Below are 18,107 nucleotides of genomic sequence, written 5' to 3' on the forward strand. Positions count from 1 at the left end.
TTAATATAGCCTTAGTAGAATTTCCATTACTTGATACTACTAACGCATCACCTCTAATAGCTGATATCTTTCCTACACTAGCATAGCTTAGTGTTATTATGCTTAATAATAATATTAGTTTTTTCATACAAGCTCCTTAGCTAAGATAATTTGATTTTAGCACTTATACTTAATAATAAGTTTAATTTATAAATTTTAATATGCTTTTAAGTTTATCCTTATAAAGAAAAACTTTATAAGGAATTAAAATTTATATTTATACATAAAATTTGTGAAATAGTTGTTGTAAGAATTTATTCCTATTGTAGAATTTACTTTAGAATATCCTAAATTAAGTGAGAATATATTGTGATGATCCATATCATATTCAGCACCTAAATTAATTTTAAATTCAGTATCTCTTCTTTTATCTGCAAATACTTTTTCTTTATAGTAACTTTTACCATACATAGCATTTGCTCTTAATATGATTTGACTATTATATAAATATGCCATTCCTATGCTTATAGAGTATTCTTTATAATCTTCTGATTTTACTTCTTTATTTTTCTTGTTTTTTTCTAAATCATAAGCTAGTTTTAAATAAACTAAACTTCTTTGCATAATTATTTTACTCATAGAATACAATGTATGATGGTAAGAACCTCTAATTTTATCTTCACTATCTATATAATCATTACTACCTATAGAATAACCTATAGTGTGAGAGAAATTATCATTAAAATTTATATCTCCTGATATATCAAATGTTAGTGTATTTAAATATCTTTTATGTTTTAACCAAATATAATCGTATGATAATAATATGTTTGTTTTGAAATTTTTTGATATTGCAAAACCATTGCTAAATGATAAAGAAAATATATTTAGGTCTTGAAAGTCTTCTTCTCTTGATTTTATATAATATCTATTATAAAAATTTGCACCAATATCAAAGTCATAAATATCATTTACTTGATTTTTATAACCAGCATTAATGTTTGCTAGAACGCTTGTAGCAGGCTCTCTTTTTTCTCCTGGTATATTAAAATATGGTAATAATTCATGACCTATATGAAGAGTTGTATCATTTAAATTTACCTTTTTTGGATTACTTTCATATCCTAATCCTATTCCTACACTTCCATAGATTTTATTTTTTTCTTTTTCGTTATTTTCATCTTTTATAAGCTGGTTTAGAGTATTTTTTACAGCAGCTTTTTCTTCTTTCGTTAGTTTTGGGTTATTTTCTAAATTTTGCAATTCCGCTTTTAAAAGTGTTAAATTACCGTTTTTTTGATAAATCATAGCACTTTGAAGTCTAGCTTCTATATTATCTTTATCTATAATTAATACCCTATCATATGCACTTAAAGCTTCATCATATTTACCTAATTTAAAGGCACTATTTCCTAAAATTAAATTTAAATTTTTGTCATTACAATTAACATTGCATTGAGATACAGCTAATTCGTATGCTGACTTATAATCTCCATTTGTATATTTGTTTATTAAATCACTTGCGTATGTATGTGTTAGTAAAGTTAGAATTAGTATTGTCTTTTTCATATAAAAATCCTTAATTTAAATCTAATGTTAAAATAAGGTTCGGTTTACCCCCCCCCTATAGTAATATGTGGAATTTACAATTCAACTAATTATGGTTTTGAACAATTTTGTTAATGGTGCCCAAGGTCGGACTCGAACCGACACAGGATTGCTCCTACTAGATTTTGAGTCTAGCGCGTCTACCAGTTTCACCACTTGGGCATTAAAGTGTGATATGATAATAAAATTTTCTTATAAATAGATTAAATTTAGAAATATTTTGATAATATTTCTAATTTTAATATTTTTTTAAATTATTTTTCAAGATTTAAATTTTATACTTTTTTAAATCTTAGCCATAAAAATCCAAATATTGCTGAACAACAGCTAGCACTTAATACCGCTAGTTTTGCACTATTAAAAATTATCTCATTACCTTCAAATACTAAAGTATTAATAAAAAAGCTCATAGTAAAACCTATACCAGTTAAAATACTAGCACCATATAAAATAGTTTTATTTGCTGGTAAAACAGCTCCAAATTTATTAGCTAATAAACAAAAACCAAATACTCCTAATTGTTTTCCTATAAATAATCCAAAAAATATTCCAAAAAATACCGTATTTAAATTTTGAAGACTAAAGTCAATTAAAACTCCAGCGTTAAATAAGGTAAATATTGGTAAGATAGCATAATTTATATAAGGTGTTAAATTATGCATTATTCTTTCTAAAAATTCACGCCCATCTTTTTTGTTAAGAGGTATAAAAAATGCACAAAGCATTCCAGCTAAAGTTGTATGAACTCCACTTTCTAGCACACATACCCATAAAAATATCCCTACTAATAAATAAAACATTCTACGAGTACAATGTAAAATATTTAAAATTAATAATAGTCCAACTCCTATAGAACTTAGTACTAAAGAAATATATAAAAGATTACTGGTATAAAATATTGCAATTACGATGATTGCGATTACATCATCAAATATAGCAAGGCTTAATAAAAATATTCTAACGCTATTAGAAACATATTTTTTTAACATTAATAATATTGCTATTGCAAAAGCAGTATCTGTTCCAGTTGGAATAGCAAAACCTTGTAGTCTATAAGAATCAAAAAAATTAAATACCATATAAATTAATGCTGGGACTATAGCACCACCAAGTGCTCCTGCTAATGGTAAAATTCTTTTACTGTTAGTGTTTAGTTCTCCACATAAAATTTCTTTTTTAACCTCAAGTCCTATCCAAAAGAAAAATATAGCTATTAATCCGTCATTTACCCATAAAAATAATGGTTTATCAAGTTTATAATCCATAAAACTAACTGAAGCTCTAGCGTTAAGACAGGCGTTGTAAAAATCTCTATAATTAGAATTTTGTAAAAATATAGCTAAAATTGTAGTAAAAATTAATAATAGTGATGGTAAAAGTTCGCTATTTCTTATTTTTGATATCATTAAATTTCCTCTAAAATAATTTAAATGAAACATTTTATAAAAATATTTAATTTAAAGTATTTATAAAGAAATTCTTAAACTCATTCTGTTTTGATATTAACTAAAAACAATTAATAAAAGTCATTAAATTTAATAATTTTTTTATTAATTTTTTTAAAAAGATTAATGTATTGAAAAAGCCCTTGAAAACAATATTTTATAAAAAATATAAATTCAACTTCTTACTTTAAAGTTTCAGTTTGATTTTGGCTTAACTTAGTAGCAACTTTTCTTTAACTTTTAAAAATAAAATGAAAATATTCATTATAAAAAGGACAATCAAAATGATACTTAAAAGAAATGGATTAAAAGAAGTTTTTAAACCTTATAAGATAGAAAATGCTATCAAAAAAGCTTATGCAAGTTGCAATAAAGAAGCTTCAAATTCTTTAATATCTTTAGTTATTAAAGAGTGTGAAAACAAAGACTTAGTAAGCGTTGAAGAAATACAAGATAAAATTGAAAAAACACTATTTAATGAAAAAGAATTTGAAGTATTGAAAAGCTTTATGCTTTATAGACACACTAGAAAACTTCGTCGTGAAAAAGACCTAGAATATGGCACTTATATTAACTGCTCAAATACAATAAGCGAATATATAAACAAAAGCGATTGGAGAATTAATGCTAATTCAAACACAGGCTATTCTCACGCAGGACTTATAAATAATACTGCAGGAAAAGTTATTGCAAATTATTGGCTAGATAATGTCTATAGTGATGAAATGGGCTTAGCACATAGGAATGCTGATTTTCATATACACGATTTAGATTGTCTTAGTGGATATTGTGCGGGTTGGAGTTTAAGAGTATTATTAAATGAAGGATTTAATGGGGTAAGAAGTAGGGTTGAAAGCAAAGCCCCTAGGCATTTTAAAGAAGCTTTATGGCAAATGGCTAATTTTTTGGGTATTTTACAAAGCGAATGGGCTGGAGCTCAAGCGTTTTCAAGCTTTGATACTTATCTTGCTCCTTATGTTTTTAAAGATAAATTGAGTGATTTAGAGATTAAAAAGGCTTTAATAAGTTTTGTATATAACCTAAATGTCCCTGCTCGTTGGGGACAAAGTCCATTTACTAATATTACTTTAGACATAGTTTGTCCGCAAGATTTAAAAAATCAATTTCCAACCACTAATAATATTCATTTTTTTAAGGGCATAAAAGATGATGAATTAGAGCAAAAGGCAAAAGTGCGTGGCAAAAACTCACTAGAAGAGCTAACTTATGGTGATTTTGAAGAAGAAATGCAAAGAATTGTTAGGATATTTTATGAAGTTTTAAGCGAAGGCGATAAAAATCATCAGCCTTTTACCTTTCCAATACCTACTATAAATCTTACTGAAGAATTTGACTGGGACAATGAAGTAGCCGATGCGATTTTTGAAAATACAGCAAAAATGGGCTCATCATATTTTCAAAATTTCTTAGGCTCACAATATAAATTAGATGAGTTCGGTAATAAAGTAGAAGATGAAAATGCTTATAAACCAAATGCGGTTCGCTCTATGTGTTGTAGGCTTCAGCTTGATTTAAGAGAATTGTTAAAGCGTGGCGGTGGGCTTTTTGGAAGTGCTGAAATGACAGGAAGTATTGGTGTAGTTACTATTAATCTAGCTCGTTTGGGATATTTATATAAAGCAGATGAAAAGGGTCTTTATAAACGCTTAGATGAGTTATTAGTTTTAGCCCGTGATAGTCTTGAATTAAAAAGGGCTTTCATTCAAAAAATGTATGATAGAGGGCTTTATCCTTATACTAAAAGGTATTTGCCAAGTTTTAATAATCATTTTTCAACTATAGGGATAAATGGGGCTAATGAAATGCTTAGGAATTTTAGCAATGATGCTTATGATATAAGTTCAGAAATAGGAAAAGATTTTTGCATTAAATTAGTAAATTATATTAGAGAAAAAATTAAGCAATTTCAAAAAGAAACAGGTAATTTATATAATCTTGAAGCCACTCCAGCAGAAGGGACGACTTATCGTTTTGCTAAAGAAGATAAAAAAAGATTTAAAGATATTATCCAAGCAGGAAATGGTGATGAGATTTATTATACAAATAGCACTCAACTACCTGTAAATTACACTGATGATCCATTTTTTGCACTCAATATGCAAGATGATTTGCAGTGTGCTTATACGGGTGGAACCGTTCTTCATCTTTATATGAAAGAAAGATTAGAAAACAAAGAAATTTGTAAAAGATTGGTTAAAAAAATAGCGAATAATTATCGTTTGCCATATTTTACGATAACGCCTGTTTTTAGCGTATGTCCAATACATGGATATATTGCAGGAGAGCATGAATATTGCCCTAAATGTGATGAATTATTAAAGGAGAAAGAATGAAAAATAATGAAAAAAGAACAAAATGTATGGTTTATACTAGAGTAATGGGTTATCACAGACCCGTAGAAAGCTTTAATCTAGGTAAAAAAGGCGAACATAAAGAAAGGAAAATGTTTGTTATCAAATGATTTATGATATTACCCCTTTTAGCGTGATTGATTATCCTAATTATATCTCTTGCATAGTGTGGATTGCAGGTTGTAATTTAAGGTGTAAATATTGCTATAACGAGCATATTATCAATGGTTTTTCTAATGTGAGTAAAAATCAATTAAAAAGCTTTTTAGAAAGTAGGGTAGGTTTGGTTGATGGGGTTGTTTTTAGTGGTGGAGAATGCACTAATTCTTCTAATTTATTAGATTATATAAAATTAGCAAAAAGCTTAGGTTATTTAATTAAAATTGATAGCAATGGCTCAAATCCTAATGTAATTAAAAATATTTTAGAAAATGATTTAGCAAATTATTTTGCTATTGACTTTAAAGCCCCTAAAGAGAAATTAAAAGCTCTTACGGGGCTTGATTATTTTGATGAGTTTGATAAGACTTTAGATATTTTGCTAGATTTTAAAGCAGAATTTGAAATAAGAACTACTTGGCATTTTGATTTGCTTAGTGTTGATGAAGTGCTTAAGATGAATGAGTATTTAAGAAAAAAAGGTTATAAAAATAAATATTATTTGCAAAAATTCCTAGAAGTGCCAAATATTGCTAATCTAAAGCAAAGCATTAAAACGATTGATTTTGATAGACTTGATGATGATTTTGTGTTAAGGAATTTTTAAATTTACTTTTACTGTATAAATTATTTATATTTTTTAAATATAAATAATTTTTTGTGTATTTTTGTAACATTAGCATATAATTTTTGTGTAAAAATAACATAATTATCATCTTTTAGGATAATATCTAGTCATAACTTAATACAAGGAAGTTTGATGAAAAGGTATTTTAAAAGTCTAATTTTTTGGGTTATTGTAGGGTTAATCCTAGGAATTGTTGTTGGAGCCATGCCTCCTATTAAAATTTCTACTTTCGGTATTGAAAATTTAGCTTTATGGTCTAAGGTTTTCATAGATATTTTTATTAAGGCACTAAAGCTTTTAATAGGTCCAATTATTTTTGTTATGATTATTCTAGGAATTATAGGTTTAGGAGACATAAAAAAACTTGGTGGTATAGGTATTAAAGCCGTTTTATATTTTGAAGTAGTAAGCACACTTGCACTTATTGTTGGTATTTTTATGGCTAGAGTTTTACAACCAGGTGCTGGAATGAACCTTGATGCATCAGCCCTTGATGCTTCTAGTGTTGATAAATATGCAAAAGCTTCTCAAGGTGCTGATAATAGTTTTTGGGGAGTTTTAAAAGGAGCTATCCCGCAAGATTTGGTAAGTCCATTTACAGATGGAAAAACATTGCAAGTTTTATTTATAGCATTATTTACAGCTTTTATTGTAGCTACAATGAAAGATAATGATAGAGAATATATCAAAAAAGCCTTAGAAGTATTTCAAAATTTCGTTTTTAAAATTCTTACCTTAATTATGTATTTTAGCCCATTTGCAACCTTTGGTGCTATGGCTTATTTAATATCAAAATTTGGTATAAGCTCACTTATAAATATGGGATATTTAGTTTTTGTTATGTTTGCTGCTTGTTGTGTGTTTATTTTTGGAGTTTTAGGGATAATTTGTTATGTAGCTAAAGTAAATATATTTAAATTTATGAGATTTATTGCAAAAGAGCTTTTAATAGTATTTGCTACAAGCTCAAGTGAAAGTGCATTATTACCACTTATGAAAAAATTAGAAAAAGCAGGAATTGATAAAAGCTGTGTTGGTTTAGTTTTACCTACTGGATATAGCTTTAACTTAGATTGCACAAATATTTATCTAGCTATGGCTGTAATATTTTTAGCACAAGCATTTAATATAGATATTAGCTTATGGCAAGAAATTACAATTTTACTTATATTAATGGTTACTAGTAAAGGTGCTGTTGGAGTAACAGGAAGCGGCTTTATCGTTTTAGCAGGAACTCTTAGCTCATTAGGAGATAATTTAATCCCTGTTGCAACAATCACCGTTTTATTAGGAGTTGATAAGTTTATGAGTGAGATGAGAGCGTGTGGAAACTTATGCGGTAACTCTGTTGCTTGCTTAATAGTTGCTATATGGAATAAACAAATAGATATGGAAAAATTCCGCTACGCACTAGACCACCCTAATGATTTTAAAATACAAGATTGATAAAAACGGGCTTTTAAAAAGCCCTTTTTACTATATAGTGTTAAAATCATTAAATTTATAAAATTCATAATGTTAGGAAAATAAATGAAAGAATACCTAAAAGTTTTTATAGATAAAAATTATAAGGCATTTAATGAAAGGTTAATTTTTACACAATATGAAATTTTAGGAGTTAGGTCAGAGATTCTTAAAAATTATGCAAAAAATCTTCAAAAAGAAAATAAATTTGATGAGTTTTTTCAAAATTTTTTAAAAAATGAAAAATTTTATGAATACTTGCAAATCATAGCCTATGGGATAAATTATGAAAAAGATTACCAAAAAGCCTTAGATTATACGAAAAAATATCTTAATTTCGTAGATAATTGGGCGAATTGCGATACTTTAGTTCCTAAAAGCTTTAAAAATAAAGACCTAAAACCTTTAGCAAATGAGTTAATTAGCTCAAATCATATTTATAAAATACGTTTTGGGATTTTGTGCTTTATGAAATTTATTGCACCCTGCGAAGGGCTAAAAATAGTTTTTGATATAAAAAACGATGAATATTATATAAATATGGCTAGAGCTTGGTATTTTCAAGTAATGATGGTTAAGGATTTTAATCTTACATATAACTTTTTAAGCGCTAATAAATTAGATGTAACAACTCTTAAAATGACCTTACAAAAATGCCGTGATAGCTTTAAGATTAGTAAAGAAAATAAAGAAAAATTAAAACAATTATTTTAAAGAATTGAAAATATAAATTTCAAAAAAAAGGAAAATCCCCTTAACTATGCTTTCATAGGTTCAGTCAATAATATAAGTTTTTAATATTCAAATTTAAATTACAACTTCACTTATAATTATTAATTTTAAGGAATTTAAAGCGTAGTAATATAAAAAATTTATCTCATATTTATCGCACAGACTTCTTTATAAAAAATACTAATCAACCCACTTGCTTAGCAACACCACTAAAAATAGTGCCAAATCTTGAGTGAATTTTTTACTCTTTGATTGTTAGATTAAATACAACCATCAAGATAACAATTACATACCAAGTGATTAATCACTATAAAAACTTTTCAACAAGCTAATTAAATAATTTCAATCTAAATCAAGGGAAGATTATGAAATTAATAGAAATTTCTAGTGATGAGTTTTTTAATTTCGCAAAAGATATGCAAAATACTTTTCAAATAAGTCTTAGAGATAAAACTGATGAAAATATAATCACCATTGATGAGATTTTCAAATCTTTAGAGAATAAAAATGCTAAAAATTTTTATGTATATGACAATGGTGTAAAAATAGGTGGAGTATGTCTTTTAATAGATAAAAATACCCAACAAATAATCTTGATTTATTTTATATACTTGAAGAATTTCATAATAAAGGCTATGGTTTTAAAACTTGGCAAATGGTGGAAAAAACTTTTCCTAAAACTAAAGTTTGGACTACAACCACACCTTATTTTGAAATAAGAAATATCCATTTTTATGTTAATAAATGTGGTTTTAAAATAGTTAAATTATCAAATTTATCCGATAAATTTAATAATATTGAAGAAGTAGAATGGTTTTTTGATTTTGAAAAAATAATGAATAATTAAAATTAAATTCTAGGGGCAAATGCCCCTAATATTATGCTTTTACAGGTTCAGTGAATACTACGATTTCAGGTTTTTCGCCTTCAAATTTTTTGATATTTACTAAAGCTGTATGAGAGATATTTCCGTTTGCAAGTTCGCTTGTTGGAATATCTATTGTTAGCACATTCGCACATCCGTATTTGCAATCATTATTATCATCAGGGTCATACCAGCCACCTTCTTGTAGCACTACAACACCTTTTAATACATCATTGCTTACAACTGCTCCTGCAATAACTTTACCACGAGCATTGAAAACCTCAACTAAATCTCCATTTTTAATACCTTTAGCCTTAGCATCTTCGCTATTGATTAAAATAGGCTCGTGTCCATTTACAGCATAAGTTTCTCTTAAACTTGTGTGGCATAGTTGTGAATGTAAGCGGCTCGTTGGATGCGGGCTAATCATATGAAATTCTGCGCTCTTTTCTTTCATACCAAGCCATTCAATTGGTTCAAACCACATAGGATGGGCTTTACAATCTTTATAGTTCATTTTTTCAATAGTTTCACTATAAATCTCAATCAAACCACTCGGAGTTCCTAATGGATTTAAGATAGGGTCTTCTACGAAGTCTTTAAATCTAACGAACTCATAAGCATCTTGAGAAGCTTCAAATTTCAATGCTTTATTGTTTTCCCAAAACTCTTTAAAATCAGGCATTTCTACGCTTGTGCTTTTCTTAGCAGCGTTATAGTATTTTTCTATCATTTGCTCTGGAGTTTGATTTTCTGTATAAGCATTTACTAATTTTGTAGCTAACATTGCTGCATCTTTTTCACTTGCACCCTTGCTAATCGCACAAAGAGTTCCATAAACTTTAGCAAGTTCAACAAAGATTTGCATATCATCTTTACTCTCTTCAACTGGCATAACAGCAGCTTTCATAGGAACTATATGCATATTAGAATAATCCCCACTCATAGAAATATCATTTCTTTCATATTGGCTAGTTGTAGGTAATAATATATCAGCCATTCTAGCAGTTGGAGTCCAGTAAATCTCATTTACTACAACGGTTTTTAGCTTTTGCCAAGCTTTTTTTAGAGTTTTTAAATCTTGATGATGAACGAATGGGTTACCACCTACCCAATAAACAAAATCTATATCACTATAAGTAATTTTTTTACCATTGTGGTCTATTGTTTTACCTGGGTTTAATAGCATATCAGCAATTCTTGCTACAGGAATTTCATTATCACTTGTTTTTGATAACCACTCAGGTAGATTTTCACCTGCACCACTATTTCCAGGTATAAATTTACCATTTTTATCAAATGTTCCTTGTTTAACGCCTTTAAACACGCCTTTATCCCAAAGACCATTCATACTAGCGTTAATTCCGCCTACTATTGGAGCATTAGTTGTAGCAACGCCACCATTTGAATAATGATAGCTTAAACCAAATCCGCCACCATCTTTACCAATATGACCTAGCATTGCACATAAAGTTACAAGCATCCAATGAGGTTGCTCTCCGTGATGAGCTCTTTGCATACCCCAACCACTCATTACTAAGCTTAGATTTTCTCTTAATTCCTTAGCTAAATTCTCAATTACACTTGCTTTAATTCCGCAAATATTTTCAGCCCATTTGCTATCTTTTTTAACGCCATCAGTTTTACCCATTAAATAATCACTAAATTTATCAAATCCTATTGTGTAATTCTCCATAAATTCAGCATCATAAAGCTTATTATCAATTAAATATGTAGCCATACCCATCATCATTGCCACATCAGTATTTGGGCGTGGAGCTAACCACTCGCCTTTACCTTCAAAGAATTTAACAGTTGAACTAGCTCTTGGGTCTATGCAAATTACTTTTATTTTGCTTTCTTTAATTTTTTCCATATATGCACGACCTTCGCCATCAGTTACAGTCCAAGCAATTTTTAAAGTATCAATAGGATTTGCACCCCAAATAACTATAACTTTTGTATTTTCTAATACTAAATCCAAGTTAGTTTGTTGCTCATAAACTTCAATAGAACCAACAACATGAGGCATAATAACTTGTGATGCACCAGTAGAATAATCTCCTAATGAGCCTACAAATCCGCCCGTTAAGTTCATAAATCTATGAAGTAATATTCTTGAATTATGCACATTTCCGCTTGATTTCCAGCCATAGCTACCTGCAAAAATCCCATTAGCTCCTTTTTCATCATAAGTTCTTTTTAAACTTTCTGCAACTAATTTTAAAGCTTTATCCCAGCTTACCCTAACCCACTCATCTTTACCACGAAGTTCAGGTTTATTATCTAGTGGATTTTCTAAGAAACTTTTTCTAACATAAGGATATTTAACACGATTAGCATATACTAAATCAGGTGTGTAGTGCTGTAAATCATTTTTTAAATTCTTAGTTTGATTTGCATCAAATGGCTCACTTTTTACTACCTTACCATCTTTTATAGTAAGCTTTAAAATACCCCAATGTGCGCCCGTTACAACTTCGCCATTTTTTACTAAGCCACTAGCAACTGCTTTACTTTCAGCTCCTAATACATTTATAGGTGCAAAACTCATAGCACCAACTGCAGCTGAACCTTTTAAAAAACTTCTTCTATTTAGCATAATGTCTCCTTTATTTCATATCTTTTGCGTGTTTTTGTAGATATTGCACCACTAATTGTCTATCAGCTTTATCAATTCCTGTTCTTGTTTCCATTGCCTTAAATGTAGCTGGCCATTGATTTGCATTAAATTCACTAACAGGATGAAGTGGATGGCAAATTCCACAATTTTCTTCAAACATAGCTTTACCTTTTTCAAAAAGTGGTTTTGCTGATTTTTCTAAATCCACTAGCTCATCTTTTTTAGCAAATACTTTAATACTAGCTAATTTAAAACCATTTTTTAATTCTTTTTCAACTTTAAAATCTACTTTAGCATTTTTACCAAATGCTGCTACTAAAATTCTATTTTTGTCATTAAAATATAAAATATTACCTTGATTAGGATTGTAATATCCTTTAATTTTAAGTTCAGCTAAATCGCCGTCTTTTACTATCTCAAAAGCATTAGTTGGAAGTAGTTTTCCTTCTGCTTTTTTCGCATCTACTGAAGTGTAAAGATTAATAATTTTACCGCTAAATTGCTCTGCAGCAAATACTGAAGCCGCTAAAGCACAGCTTAAAAAAATCTTTTTCATAAATCTCCTTAAAAAAATTTTAGTTTTATATTTTATGATTAAATTATAAATAATTAGAATAAAATAAAATATCGGTATAATAATTATTTTACTTAATAAGTATAATAATTAAAAATAATATTATTTAGGATTAGAATTTGATAAAGAATTTTAGTATAGATTTAGGTTCAAATACTTTAAAAGTAGCGTATATTGATGATGGAAAATTAAAGAATTTAGAAGAAGTTTTAAATTTAGGTTTGTATTATGAAAATGAAAATATTATTGAAAAAGGTATTGAAATTTTGTTAAAAACCTTTTCTAAACTTGCTTTAAAATTTGATTTAAAAAATGCCAAGGTAGTTGCAACTGCTATATTTAGAAAAAGTAAAAATGCTAATGAAATTATAAAAATTTTGGAGAATAAATTTGGATTTAGATTAAGAATTCTAAGTCAAGATGATGAGGCTAAATTTACTAGACTAGGAGTTGGAATTAATGGGGATTTTACTTTAGTTGATGTGGGTGGATATTCTACTGAAATTAGTTCTAATAATAAAAAATTATTATTAGATATTGGTCTTTTATCTTTTTATAAATTTTATAAATTACAAAATAAAGATATAAGAGCTTACACTGAAGATGTGTTTAAGCCATATTTAAAACAAATTCAAGAATTTAAAAAACCAATAGTGTTAGCATCAAAAACAGGGATATTTGCTAAAAGTTTGATAGATAATATAGGATATTTTGATTTAGATGATTTGTCATATCACAATGCTATTTTATATAAATATGAGCTTATGAATTTAATAAATTTTTTAGAGAATAATAATTTAGAAAAAAGAGAATGGCTAGTAGGCAAAAATCGTGATTTTGCCGTACTTTGTGGCGCTTATTTTTTAGATGTAATGTTTGATTGTGATGAATTTATCATCAGTGCTTATGGTCTAAAAGAAGGAATTTTATTTTATACATAATTATTTTTTCATCTTAGAGCGTGAATATAAAATCAAATCATTACTTGTTTTAATTTGCGAACCTTTTAAAGAATTAATACAATAATTCAAAATATCAGCACAAGCTTTCGCATCACTTAAAGCCCTATGATGAGTGCTAATTATACCTAATTCATTTTTTAAACTATCAAGACCATATTTATCACATTCAATACAACGCCTTGCTAACATAATCGTGCAAAGCTTTCTATTAATCAATGGAGCGTTTAAGTATTCAAGACTTTCTTTTGCGATAAAACCATAATCAAAAGATACATTATGAGCTACAAAAATAGCATTACCTAAAAACAATCTAAAATCAGCTAAAACCCTAGCACTTCTAGGAGCATTTTTTAGCATTTGCGTTGTAATTCCTGTAAGCTCAACTATATTTTCAGGCACTTCGTTTGCATAAATAAAGCTTTCAAATTCATCTAAAATCTCGTCATTTTTTATCTTAACAGCACCAATTTCTATGATTTGCCCGTTACTAATTGAGCCTGTGCTTTCAATATCAACAACACAAAAAATCTCATCTTGAATTAATTTATTTCTTGAGTTTAAAAATACTTCTTGATTTTGTTTTAGCGTAATATCAAGCCCTAACATTAAAAGAGTTTCATAAGTTATCTCAAAATTTAAGGCATTTTCGTATTGGTTTTTTAAATCTTTATAATTAATACTACTTGTAAGTAGCCTTTCTAAAATCTTATCACAATTAGCAATTTGTTTTTTATAAAGCTCGTTATAATCCATCAAAATTCCATTTTTAAAGAATTAATTGCGACTTTATAATCATTACTACTAAACACATAATTTCCAGCCACAACTATATCAGCCCCTGCTCTTTCAATATCTGCAATATTTAAGCCATTTACTCCGCCATCAACTTCAATGAAGCATTTATAATTATTCTTATCAATCATTTCTCTTAAGGCATTGATTTTTCTAAGAGTGCTTGGTATAAAGCTTTGACCACCAAAACCAGGATTTACACTCATTAAAAGCACCATAGAAACTTCACTTAAAATATATTCAATCTCATTTAAATTCTGGTGCGGATTTAATACTATTGAAGGATTTACGCCGTGTTTTTTAATATAATCAATCAATCTTAAAGGATGAGTAGTAGCATCTATATGAAAGCTTAAGAATTTAGGTTTTATATCTAAAAATAAATCAACAAATTTATCAACTTCTCTTACCATCAAATGCACATCTAAAGGAATAGTAGCAACTTTAGCAATAGCTTTTGTAGTGCAAGTTCCAATGCTTAGATTTGGAACATAATGTCCGTCCATTACATCAATATGCAATAAATCAGCACCAGCAGCCTCAACTTTTTTAATATCTTCAGCTAAATTTAAAAAATCAGCAGACAATAAACTAGGAGCAACATACATTTTTTAATCCTTAAAATTATTTTTTATAGAATATCATTAAAACTTAAAAAAAAAATTAAGCTTAAGATGCTATGATTAATACTTTTATTTTTACAAGAACACAAAAAAAGGATTTACGATGTCAAAATTTTGTCAATTAACAGGTAAAGGTCCTATGGTAGGAAATAATGTTAGCCACGCTAACAATAAAACAAAAAGAAGATTTTTACCTAATTTACGCACTATTCGCATTGATTTAGGCGATGGCACAACTAAAAAAATTAGAGTTGCAGCTTCAACATTACGCACACTAAAAAAAAGAAGAGCTAACTAATTTTTATAAAGAATTTTTATGAGCTTTTTTAAAAAGCTAGGCAAATTGCTCGGTTGGGCTGAATCAGCAAAACCAGAAGTTGATTTAGATACAGAACTTTATGAACAGTTAAGACCCTTTCGTTTTCCTTTAATAGCCGTAGTTGTTATGATGCTATTTGGGGCGATTGGGTATATGATTACAAGCGATTTTTCACTTATTGATGGAATTTATCAGGCTGGAATGACCTTTACTACATTAGGTTATACAGAAGTATCAGATATTAGTGTTGCTGGTAGATTTTTCACTATTTTTTATGTTTTATTAGGTTTTGTTGTTTTTACGTTTTCAATAGGTTTAATAATAGAAGTATTAAAAAAAGGCGAACTCACTAGACTTATTAAGGAGAAAAATATGTTATATAAAATAGCAAGATTAAAAAATCACTATGTTATATGTTATCATAATGAATTTACACAAGAACTAGCAAAACAATTTAAGCAAACTTATACACCATTTGTGGTTGTGAGTGATTTGCCAGATTTTGAAAAAATTGCTGAAGCAAATAAATACCCATTTTATGTTAAATGCCCGCCACATAGTGACTTAGCTTTTTTAAAAACACATTTATCAAGTGCTAAAGGGATTATTTCTCTTAGTCAAAATTCAGCTGATAATATAGCTATTATAGTTAGTGCAAGACTTTACGAAAAAGATATTAAAAGAATTAGTCCTTATTCAATTATAACCATTGCAAATTCAGAATTGGATTCAGAAAGATTTAAAAAATTAGGTGCAAATACTGTTGTATTGGCTACAAAATTAGCCGCACAAAGGCTCAGTGTAGTAAGTGTAAGACCAGATATGGAAAATTTATTAGAACAATATTTATACACAAGAGACCAAAGTATTGATATTGAAGAAGTTAAGGTTCCTGATGAAAGCTGGGTTAGATTCAGAAGATTAAAAGATGTTTCTTTTAGACAAATAGCAAATGTTAGCGTAATAGGAATAAAAGATGTGAATAATCATTTTTTACCTATGCCTAAAGGTGATGCAATGATTGGAACTGGAGCTAAATTGTTATTAATAGGAACTCCTGAAGATATAAAAGAAGTAAAAAAGATTATTAAAAATAAACAAATTCCTGATATTTTGAATATAAAAGTGTAAAAATTATAATTTTTTAATAAAAATAATGTAATATTTATTTGATTTTATTTTAAAGGAGATTAAATGTTACATGAACATAGAGAATTAATTACAAAATTAAAAGGTAAGGATGCACGTTTTGACAATTTATTTGAAGCACATAATGAGCTAGACCATAAAATAAAAGATGCTGAAGAAGGTAGAGTTCATTTAGATGATTTGGAAATTGCTAAGATGAAAAAAGAAAAATTAAGATTAAAAGATGAATTAAATACATATTTAAATTCTGTAAAAGATAAAAATTAAATTTATTGTTATTTTGGAGGCTGGAGTATGTTTTTTGGGAAGAATAATTCGTATATTGCTGAGTTAGAAAAAAAATTATCTCAAGCTTTATTGGATAAAAATAAATTAGAAGAAGAAGTAGAAAATTTAAAAACCCAACTTGTAAATAGTTATGAAAAATCAAGCGATGACGATATCAAGTTTTCTTTGTTTGATATAATGGTTAGAGGTATGAAAGATAGTGTTAGCTTTGTACAAAAGGATATGGAGTTAAATCTTAGTAGGTCTGATAGTATTGAGATTCTTTCTAAAAATTGTGCGAATATGATTATTGAATTAAAAAAAGTATCGTATGATATCATAAATTCACTTGAAAGCATTACTGAATCATCAAGTAAATCTCGTGATACTGCACAAAATCTCCATAGAAGCGTTGATGAAATTACAAATGTAATTAATTTAATCAAAGATGTATCAGACCAAACCAATTTATTAGCTTTAAACGCAGCTATTGAAGCAGCTCGTGCTGGTGAGCATGGTCGTGGTTTTGCTGTGGTTGCTGATGAAGTTAGAAAACTAGCAGAAAAAACCCAAAAAGCAACAGCTGAAGTAGAAATGAATATCAATTTATTAAAACAAAATGCTAATGAAATGTTTACGCAAAGCGAACAGGTTGAAACAATATCTCAAAGTTCTAATTTATATATCGGAACTTTTTCAGAGCAATTTGATAATTTAACAAAAACTTCTAATGATATTAAGAATAATGCAAAGGCAATAAAATATGAGATGTTTACATCTTTAGTAAAGCTTGATCATATTTTATTTAAAATCAATGGTTACTCAAATGCTTTAAGTAATCAACCAGAAAAATTAAGCGATCATTTTAGTTGTCGTCTTGGCAAATGGTATCAAGGAGAAGGTAGAGAAATGTTTGGACATATCCCTGCATATTCTAGTATTGATGCTCCACATAAAAAAGTTCATGAAAATATTAATGCAGCTATTAATCTTATTAAAAATTCATCTCTTTCAAAAAATAGTGAATCTATAATAAGACTTTATGATGAGTCTGAAAAAGCTTCGTTAGAATTATTTATGATTTTTAGAAATTTATTAACAGATTATCTTAAATAAAAGCTTTATTTAAAGCTTTTATTTTATTATTTATTGTCTATTTTAAAAATTATCTTAATTATTTTAAATTAAATTATCCGATATATTACTTATTTTAAAATACATTTTACGAATCTTAAATTTTCGCTAATTTTAGTTTTTAATGTTTTTAAATTTATTTTTTTACTTTTTTAGTTTTTCTCACTTTCCCCACTAATTTTCATTTTTTTCAATTTTTTTAAAAATATTTTCATATTTAAGAATACTTTAAGTTTTGCTGTATATAATTCAGGCTTTCGTTTGCATAACTTCAGTTATCAAACTTGTTATTTTAAATAGTTTTATTGTTAATTTTAAATATATCAATTATTTCAACGTCAATCTTTGATATCTAAACAAGTGATCAAGAGCCATTTAAAACTTTCTTATATATAAGTTTTAAATCATTCAC

The 18,107-nt window shown here is 27.9% G+C and carries 18 protein-coding genes and 1 tRNA gene; 12 read left to right on the plus strand and 7 right to left on the minus strand.

The window, feature by feature from the left end; all coding sequences use genetic code 11:
• Nucleotides 1-243: 243 nt before the first annotated feature.
• From NY022_RS09050 to nhaA, 3 genes are all read right to left on the minus strand, one after another.
• On the minus strand, nt 244-1,548 hold the full coding sequence (locus NY022_RS09050) for a CDC27 family protein (protein ID WP_267525469.1): 1,305 nt from the start codon (nt 1,546-1,548) through the stop codon (nt 244-246).
• Between the two features lie 114 nt (nt 1,549-1,662).
• Nucleotides 1,663-1,749: transfer RNA gene (locus NY022_RS09055), tRNA-Leu, on the minus strand.
• A 113-nt stretch (nt 1,750-1,862) separates the two neighbouring features.
• Nucleotides 1,863-2,993, minus strand: coding sequence for a Na+/H+ antiporter NhaA (nhaA, locus tag NY022_RS09060; protein WP_267525471.1), 1,131 nt, complete (start codon nt 2,991-2,993; stop codon nt 1,863-1,865).
• 323 nt (nt 2,994-3,316) lie between these two features.
• Here nhaA and NY022_RS09065 point away from each other — a divergent pair, with 323 nt between their 5' ends.
• The 7 genes from NY022_RS09065 (at nt 3,317) to NY022_RS09735 (ending at nt 9,234) form a co-directional block, all read left to right on the plus strand.
• Nucleotides 3,317-5,386 carry a ribonucleoside triphosphate reductase gene (locus NY022_RS09065; RefSeq protein ID WP_420707990.1) on the plus strand — a complete coding sequence of 690 codons (2,070 nt, stop codon included), beginning with the start codon at nt 3,317-3,319 and terminating at the stop codon, nt 5,384-5,386.
• Nucleotides 5,383-5,514, plus strand: a complete 132-nt coding sequence (gene nrdD, locus NY022_RS09070) for an anaerobic ribonucleoside-triphosphate reductase (RefSeq protein WP_214117495.1) — start codon at nt 5,383-5,385, stop codon at nt 5,512-5,514. Before NY022_RS09065 ends, nrdD begins: the two co-directional genes overlap by 4 nt.
• Complete coding sequence (locus NY022_RS09075) at nt 5,511-6,170, plus strand: anaerobic ribonucleoside-triphosphate reductase activating protein (RefSeq protein WP_267525473.1); 660 nt, start codon at nt 5,511-5,513, stop codon at nt 6,168-6,170. Before nrdD ends, NY022_RS09075 begins: the two co-directional genes overlap by 4 nt.
• Before the next feature lie 153 nt (nt 6,171-6,323).
• Nucleotides 6,324-7,637, plus strand: a complete 1,314-nt coding sequence (locus tag NY022_RS09080; protein WP_267525475.1) for a cation:dicarboxylate symporter family transporter — start codon at nt 6,324-6,326, stop codon at nt 7,635-7,637.
• Nucleotides 7,638-7,721: 84 nt separating this feature from the next.
• A complete protein-coding gene (locus tag NY022_RS09085; protein WP_267525477.1) occupies nt 7,722-8,369 on the plus strand; it encodes a DNA alkylation repair protein in 648 nt (215 codons plus the stop codon).
• A 383-nt stretch (nt 8,370-8,752) separates the two neighbouring features.
• The gene (locus NY022_RS09090) at nt 8,753-9,106 is read left to right on the plus strand and encodes a hypothetical protein (protein WP_267525479.1); all 354 of its coding nucleotides are present in this window, start codon (nt 8,753-8,755) and stop codon (nt 9,104-9,106) included.
• On the plus strand, nt 8,995-9,234 hold the full coding sequence (locus tag NY022_RS09735) for a hypothetical protein (protein WP_420707991.1): 240 nt from the start codon (nt 8,995-8,997) through the stop codon (nt 9,232-9,234). The genes NY022_RS09090 and NY022_RS09735 overlap by 112 nt, the downstream gene beginning before the upstream one ends.
• A 31-nt stretch (nt 9,235-9,265) precedes the next feature.
• Here the strand turns inward: NY022_RS09735 and NY022_RS09095 are convergent, their stop codons facing one another.
• Together NY022_RS09095 and NY022_RS09100 are read right to left on the minus strand one after the other, a co-directional pair.
• The gene (locus NY022_RS09095) at nt 9,266-11,854 is read right to left on the minus strand and encodes a molybdopterin-dependent oxidoreductase (RefSeq protein WP_267525481.1); all 2,589 of its coding nucleotides are present in this window, start codon (nt 11,852-11,854) and stop codon (nt 9,266-9,268) included.
• A 10-nt stretch (nt 11,855-11,864) separates the two neighbouring features.
• A complete protein-coding gene (locus NY022_RS09100) occupies nt 11,865-12,431 on the minus strand; it encodes a cytochrome C (RefSeq protein ID WP_214116380.1) in 567 nt (188 codons plus the stop codon).
• A gap of 137 nt (nt 12,432-12,568) precedes the next feature.
• Here NY022_RS09100 and NY022_RS09105 point away from each other — a divergent pair, with 137 nt between their 5' ends.
• A complete protein-coding gene (locus NY022_RS09105) occupies nt 12,569-13,390 on the plus strand; it encodes a hypothetical protein (RefSeq protein ID WP_267525484.1) in 822 nt (273 codons plus the stop codon).
• Here NY022_RS09105 and NY022_RS09110 read toward each other — a convergent pair whose 3' ends face one another.
• Together NY022_RS09110 and rpe are read right to left on the minus strand one after the other, a co-directional pair.
• Complete coding sequence (locus tag NY022_RS09110) at nt 13,391-14,164, minus strand: 3'-5' exonuclease (protein ID WP_267525485.1); 774 nt, start codon at nt 14,162-14,164, stop codon at nt 13,391-13,393.
• Entirely contained in the window at nt 14,164-14,811 is a 648-nt protein-coding gene (gene rpe / locus NY022_RS09115) for a ribulose-phosphate 3-epimerase (protein ID WP_267525487.1), read from the minus strand. The genes NY022_RS09110 and rpe overlap by 1 nt, the downstream gene beginning before the upstream one ends.
• A 118-nt stretch (nt 14,812-14,929) precedes the next feature.
• Here rpe and rpmB point away from each other — a divergent pair, with 118 nt between their 5' ends.
• From rpmB to NY022_RS09705, 4 genes are all read left to right on the plus strand, one after another.
• On the plus strand, nt 14,930-15,124 hold the full coding sequence (gene rpmB, locus NY022_RS09120) for a 50S ribosomal protein L28 (RefSeq protein WP_214117022.1): 195 nt from the start codon (nt 14,930-14,932) through the stop codon (nt 15,122-15,124).
• Nucleotides 15,125-15,142: 18 nt separating this feature from the next.
• Nucleotides 15,143-16,276, plus strand: a complete 1,134-nt coding sequence (locus tag NY022_RS09125) for a potassium channel family protein (RefSeq protein WP_267525489.1) — start codon at nt 15,143-15,145, stop codon at nt 16,274-16,276.
• A gap of 63 nt (nt 16,277-16,339) precedes the next feature.
• Nucleotides 16,340-16,561, plus strand: coding sequence for a YdcH family protein (locus tag NY022_RS09130; RefSeq protein WP_267525491.1), 222 nt, complete (start codon nt 16,340-16,342; stop codon nt 16,559-16,561).
• 27 nt (nt 16,562-16,588) lie between these two features.
• Nucleotides 16,589-17,677: a methyl-accepting chemotaxis protein gene (locus NY022_RS09705; protein WP_324287475.1), complete on the plus strand. Its 1,089-nt coding sequence runs from the start codon at nt 16,589-16,591 to the stop codon at nt 17,675-17,677.
• Nucleotides 17,678-18,107 lie beyond the last annotated feature (430 nt).

The organism is Campylobacter sp. MG1 (genome assembly GCF_026616895.1).
Classification (GTDB): domain Bacteria; phylum Campylobacterota; class Campylobacteria; order Campylobacterales; family Campylobacteraceae; genus Campylobacter_E.

Excerpts from the sequence above, each read along its gene's own strand:
- NY022_RS09080 (WP_267525475.1), top strand. The coding sequence starts at position 6,324 with ATGAAAAGGTATTTTAAAAGTCTAATTTTTTGGGTTATTGTAGGGTTA.
- rpe (WP_267525487.1), bottom strand. The coding sequence starts at position 14,811 with ATGTATGTTGCTCCTAGTTTATTGTCTGCTGATTTTTTAAATTTAGCT.
- nrdD (WP_214117495.1), top strand. The coding sequence starts at position 5,383 with ATGAAAAATAATGAAAAAAGAACAAAATGTATGGTTTATACTAGAGTA.
- NY022_RS09095 (WP_267525481.1), bottom strand. The coding sequence starts at position 11,854 with ATGCTAAATAGAAGAAGTTTTTTAAAAGGTTCAGCTGCAGTTGGTGCT.
- NY022_RS09090 (WP_267525479.1), top strand. The coding sequence starts at position 8,753 with ATGAAATTAATAGAAATTTCTAGTGATGAGTTTTTTAATTTCGCAAAA.
- NY022_RS09705 (WP_324287475.1), top strand. The coding sequence starts at position 16,589 with ATGTTTTTTGGGAAGAATAATTCGTATATTGCTGAGTTAGAAAAAAAA.
- NY022_RS09100 (WP_214116380.1), bottom strand. The coding sequence starts at position 12,431 with ATGAAAAAGATTTTTTTAAGCTGTGCTTTAGCGGCTTCAGTATTTGCT.
- NY022_RS09075 (WP_267525473.1), top strand. The coding sequence starts at position 5,511 with ATGATTTATGATATTACCCCTTTTAGCGTGATTGATTATCCTAATTAT.
- nhaA (WP_267525471.1), bottom strand. The coding sequence starts at position 2,993 with ATGATATCAAAAATAAGAAATAGCGAACTTTTACCATCACTATTATTA.
- NY022_RS09085 (WP_267525477.1), top strand. The coding sequence starts at position 7,722 with ATGAAAGAATACCTAAAAGTTTTTATAGATAAAAATTATAAGGCATTT.
- rpmB (WP_214117022.1), top strand. The coding sequence starts at position 14,930 with ATGTCAAAATTTTGTCAATTAACAGGTAAAGGTCCTATGGTAGGAAAT.
- NY022_RS09050 (WP_267525469.1), bottom strand. The coding sequence starts at position 1,548 with ATGAAAAAGACAATACTAATTCTAACTTTACTAACACATACATACGCA.
- NY022_RS09130 (WP_267525491.1), top strand. The coding sequence starts at position 16,340 with ATGTTACATGAACATAGAGAATTAATTACAAAATTAAAAGGTAAGGAT.
- NY022_RS09110 (WP_267525485.1), bottom strand. The coding sequence starts at position 14,164 with ATGGATTATAACGAGCTTTATAAAAAACAAATTGCTAATTGTGATAAG.
- NY022_RS09125 (WP_267525489.1), top strand. The coding sequence starts at position 15,143 with ATGAGCTTTTTTAAAAAGCTAGGCAAATTGCTCGGTTGGGCTGAATCA.
- NY022_RS09065 (WP_420707990.1), top strand. The coding sequence starts at position 3,317 with ATGATACTTAAAAGAAATGGATTAAAAGAAGTTTTTAAACCTTATAAG.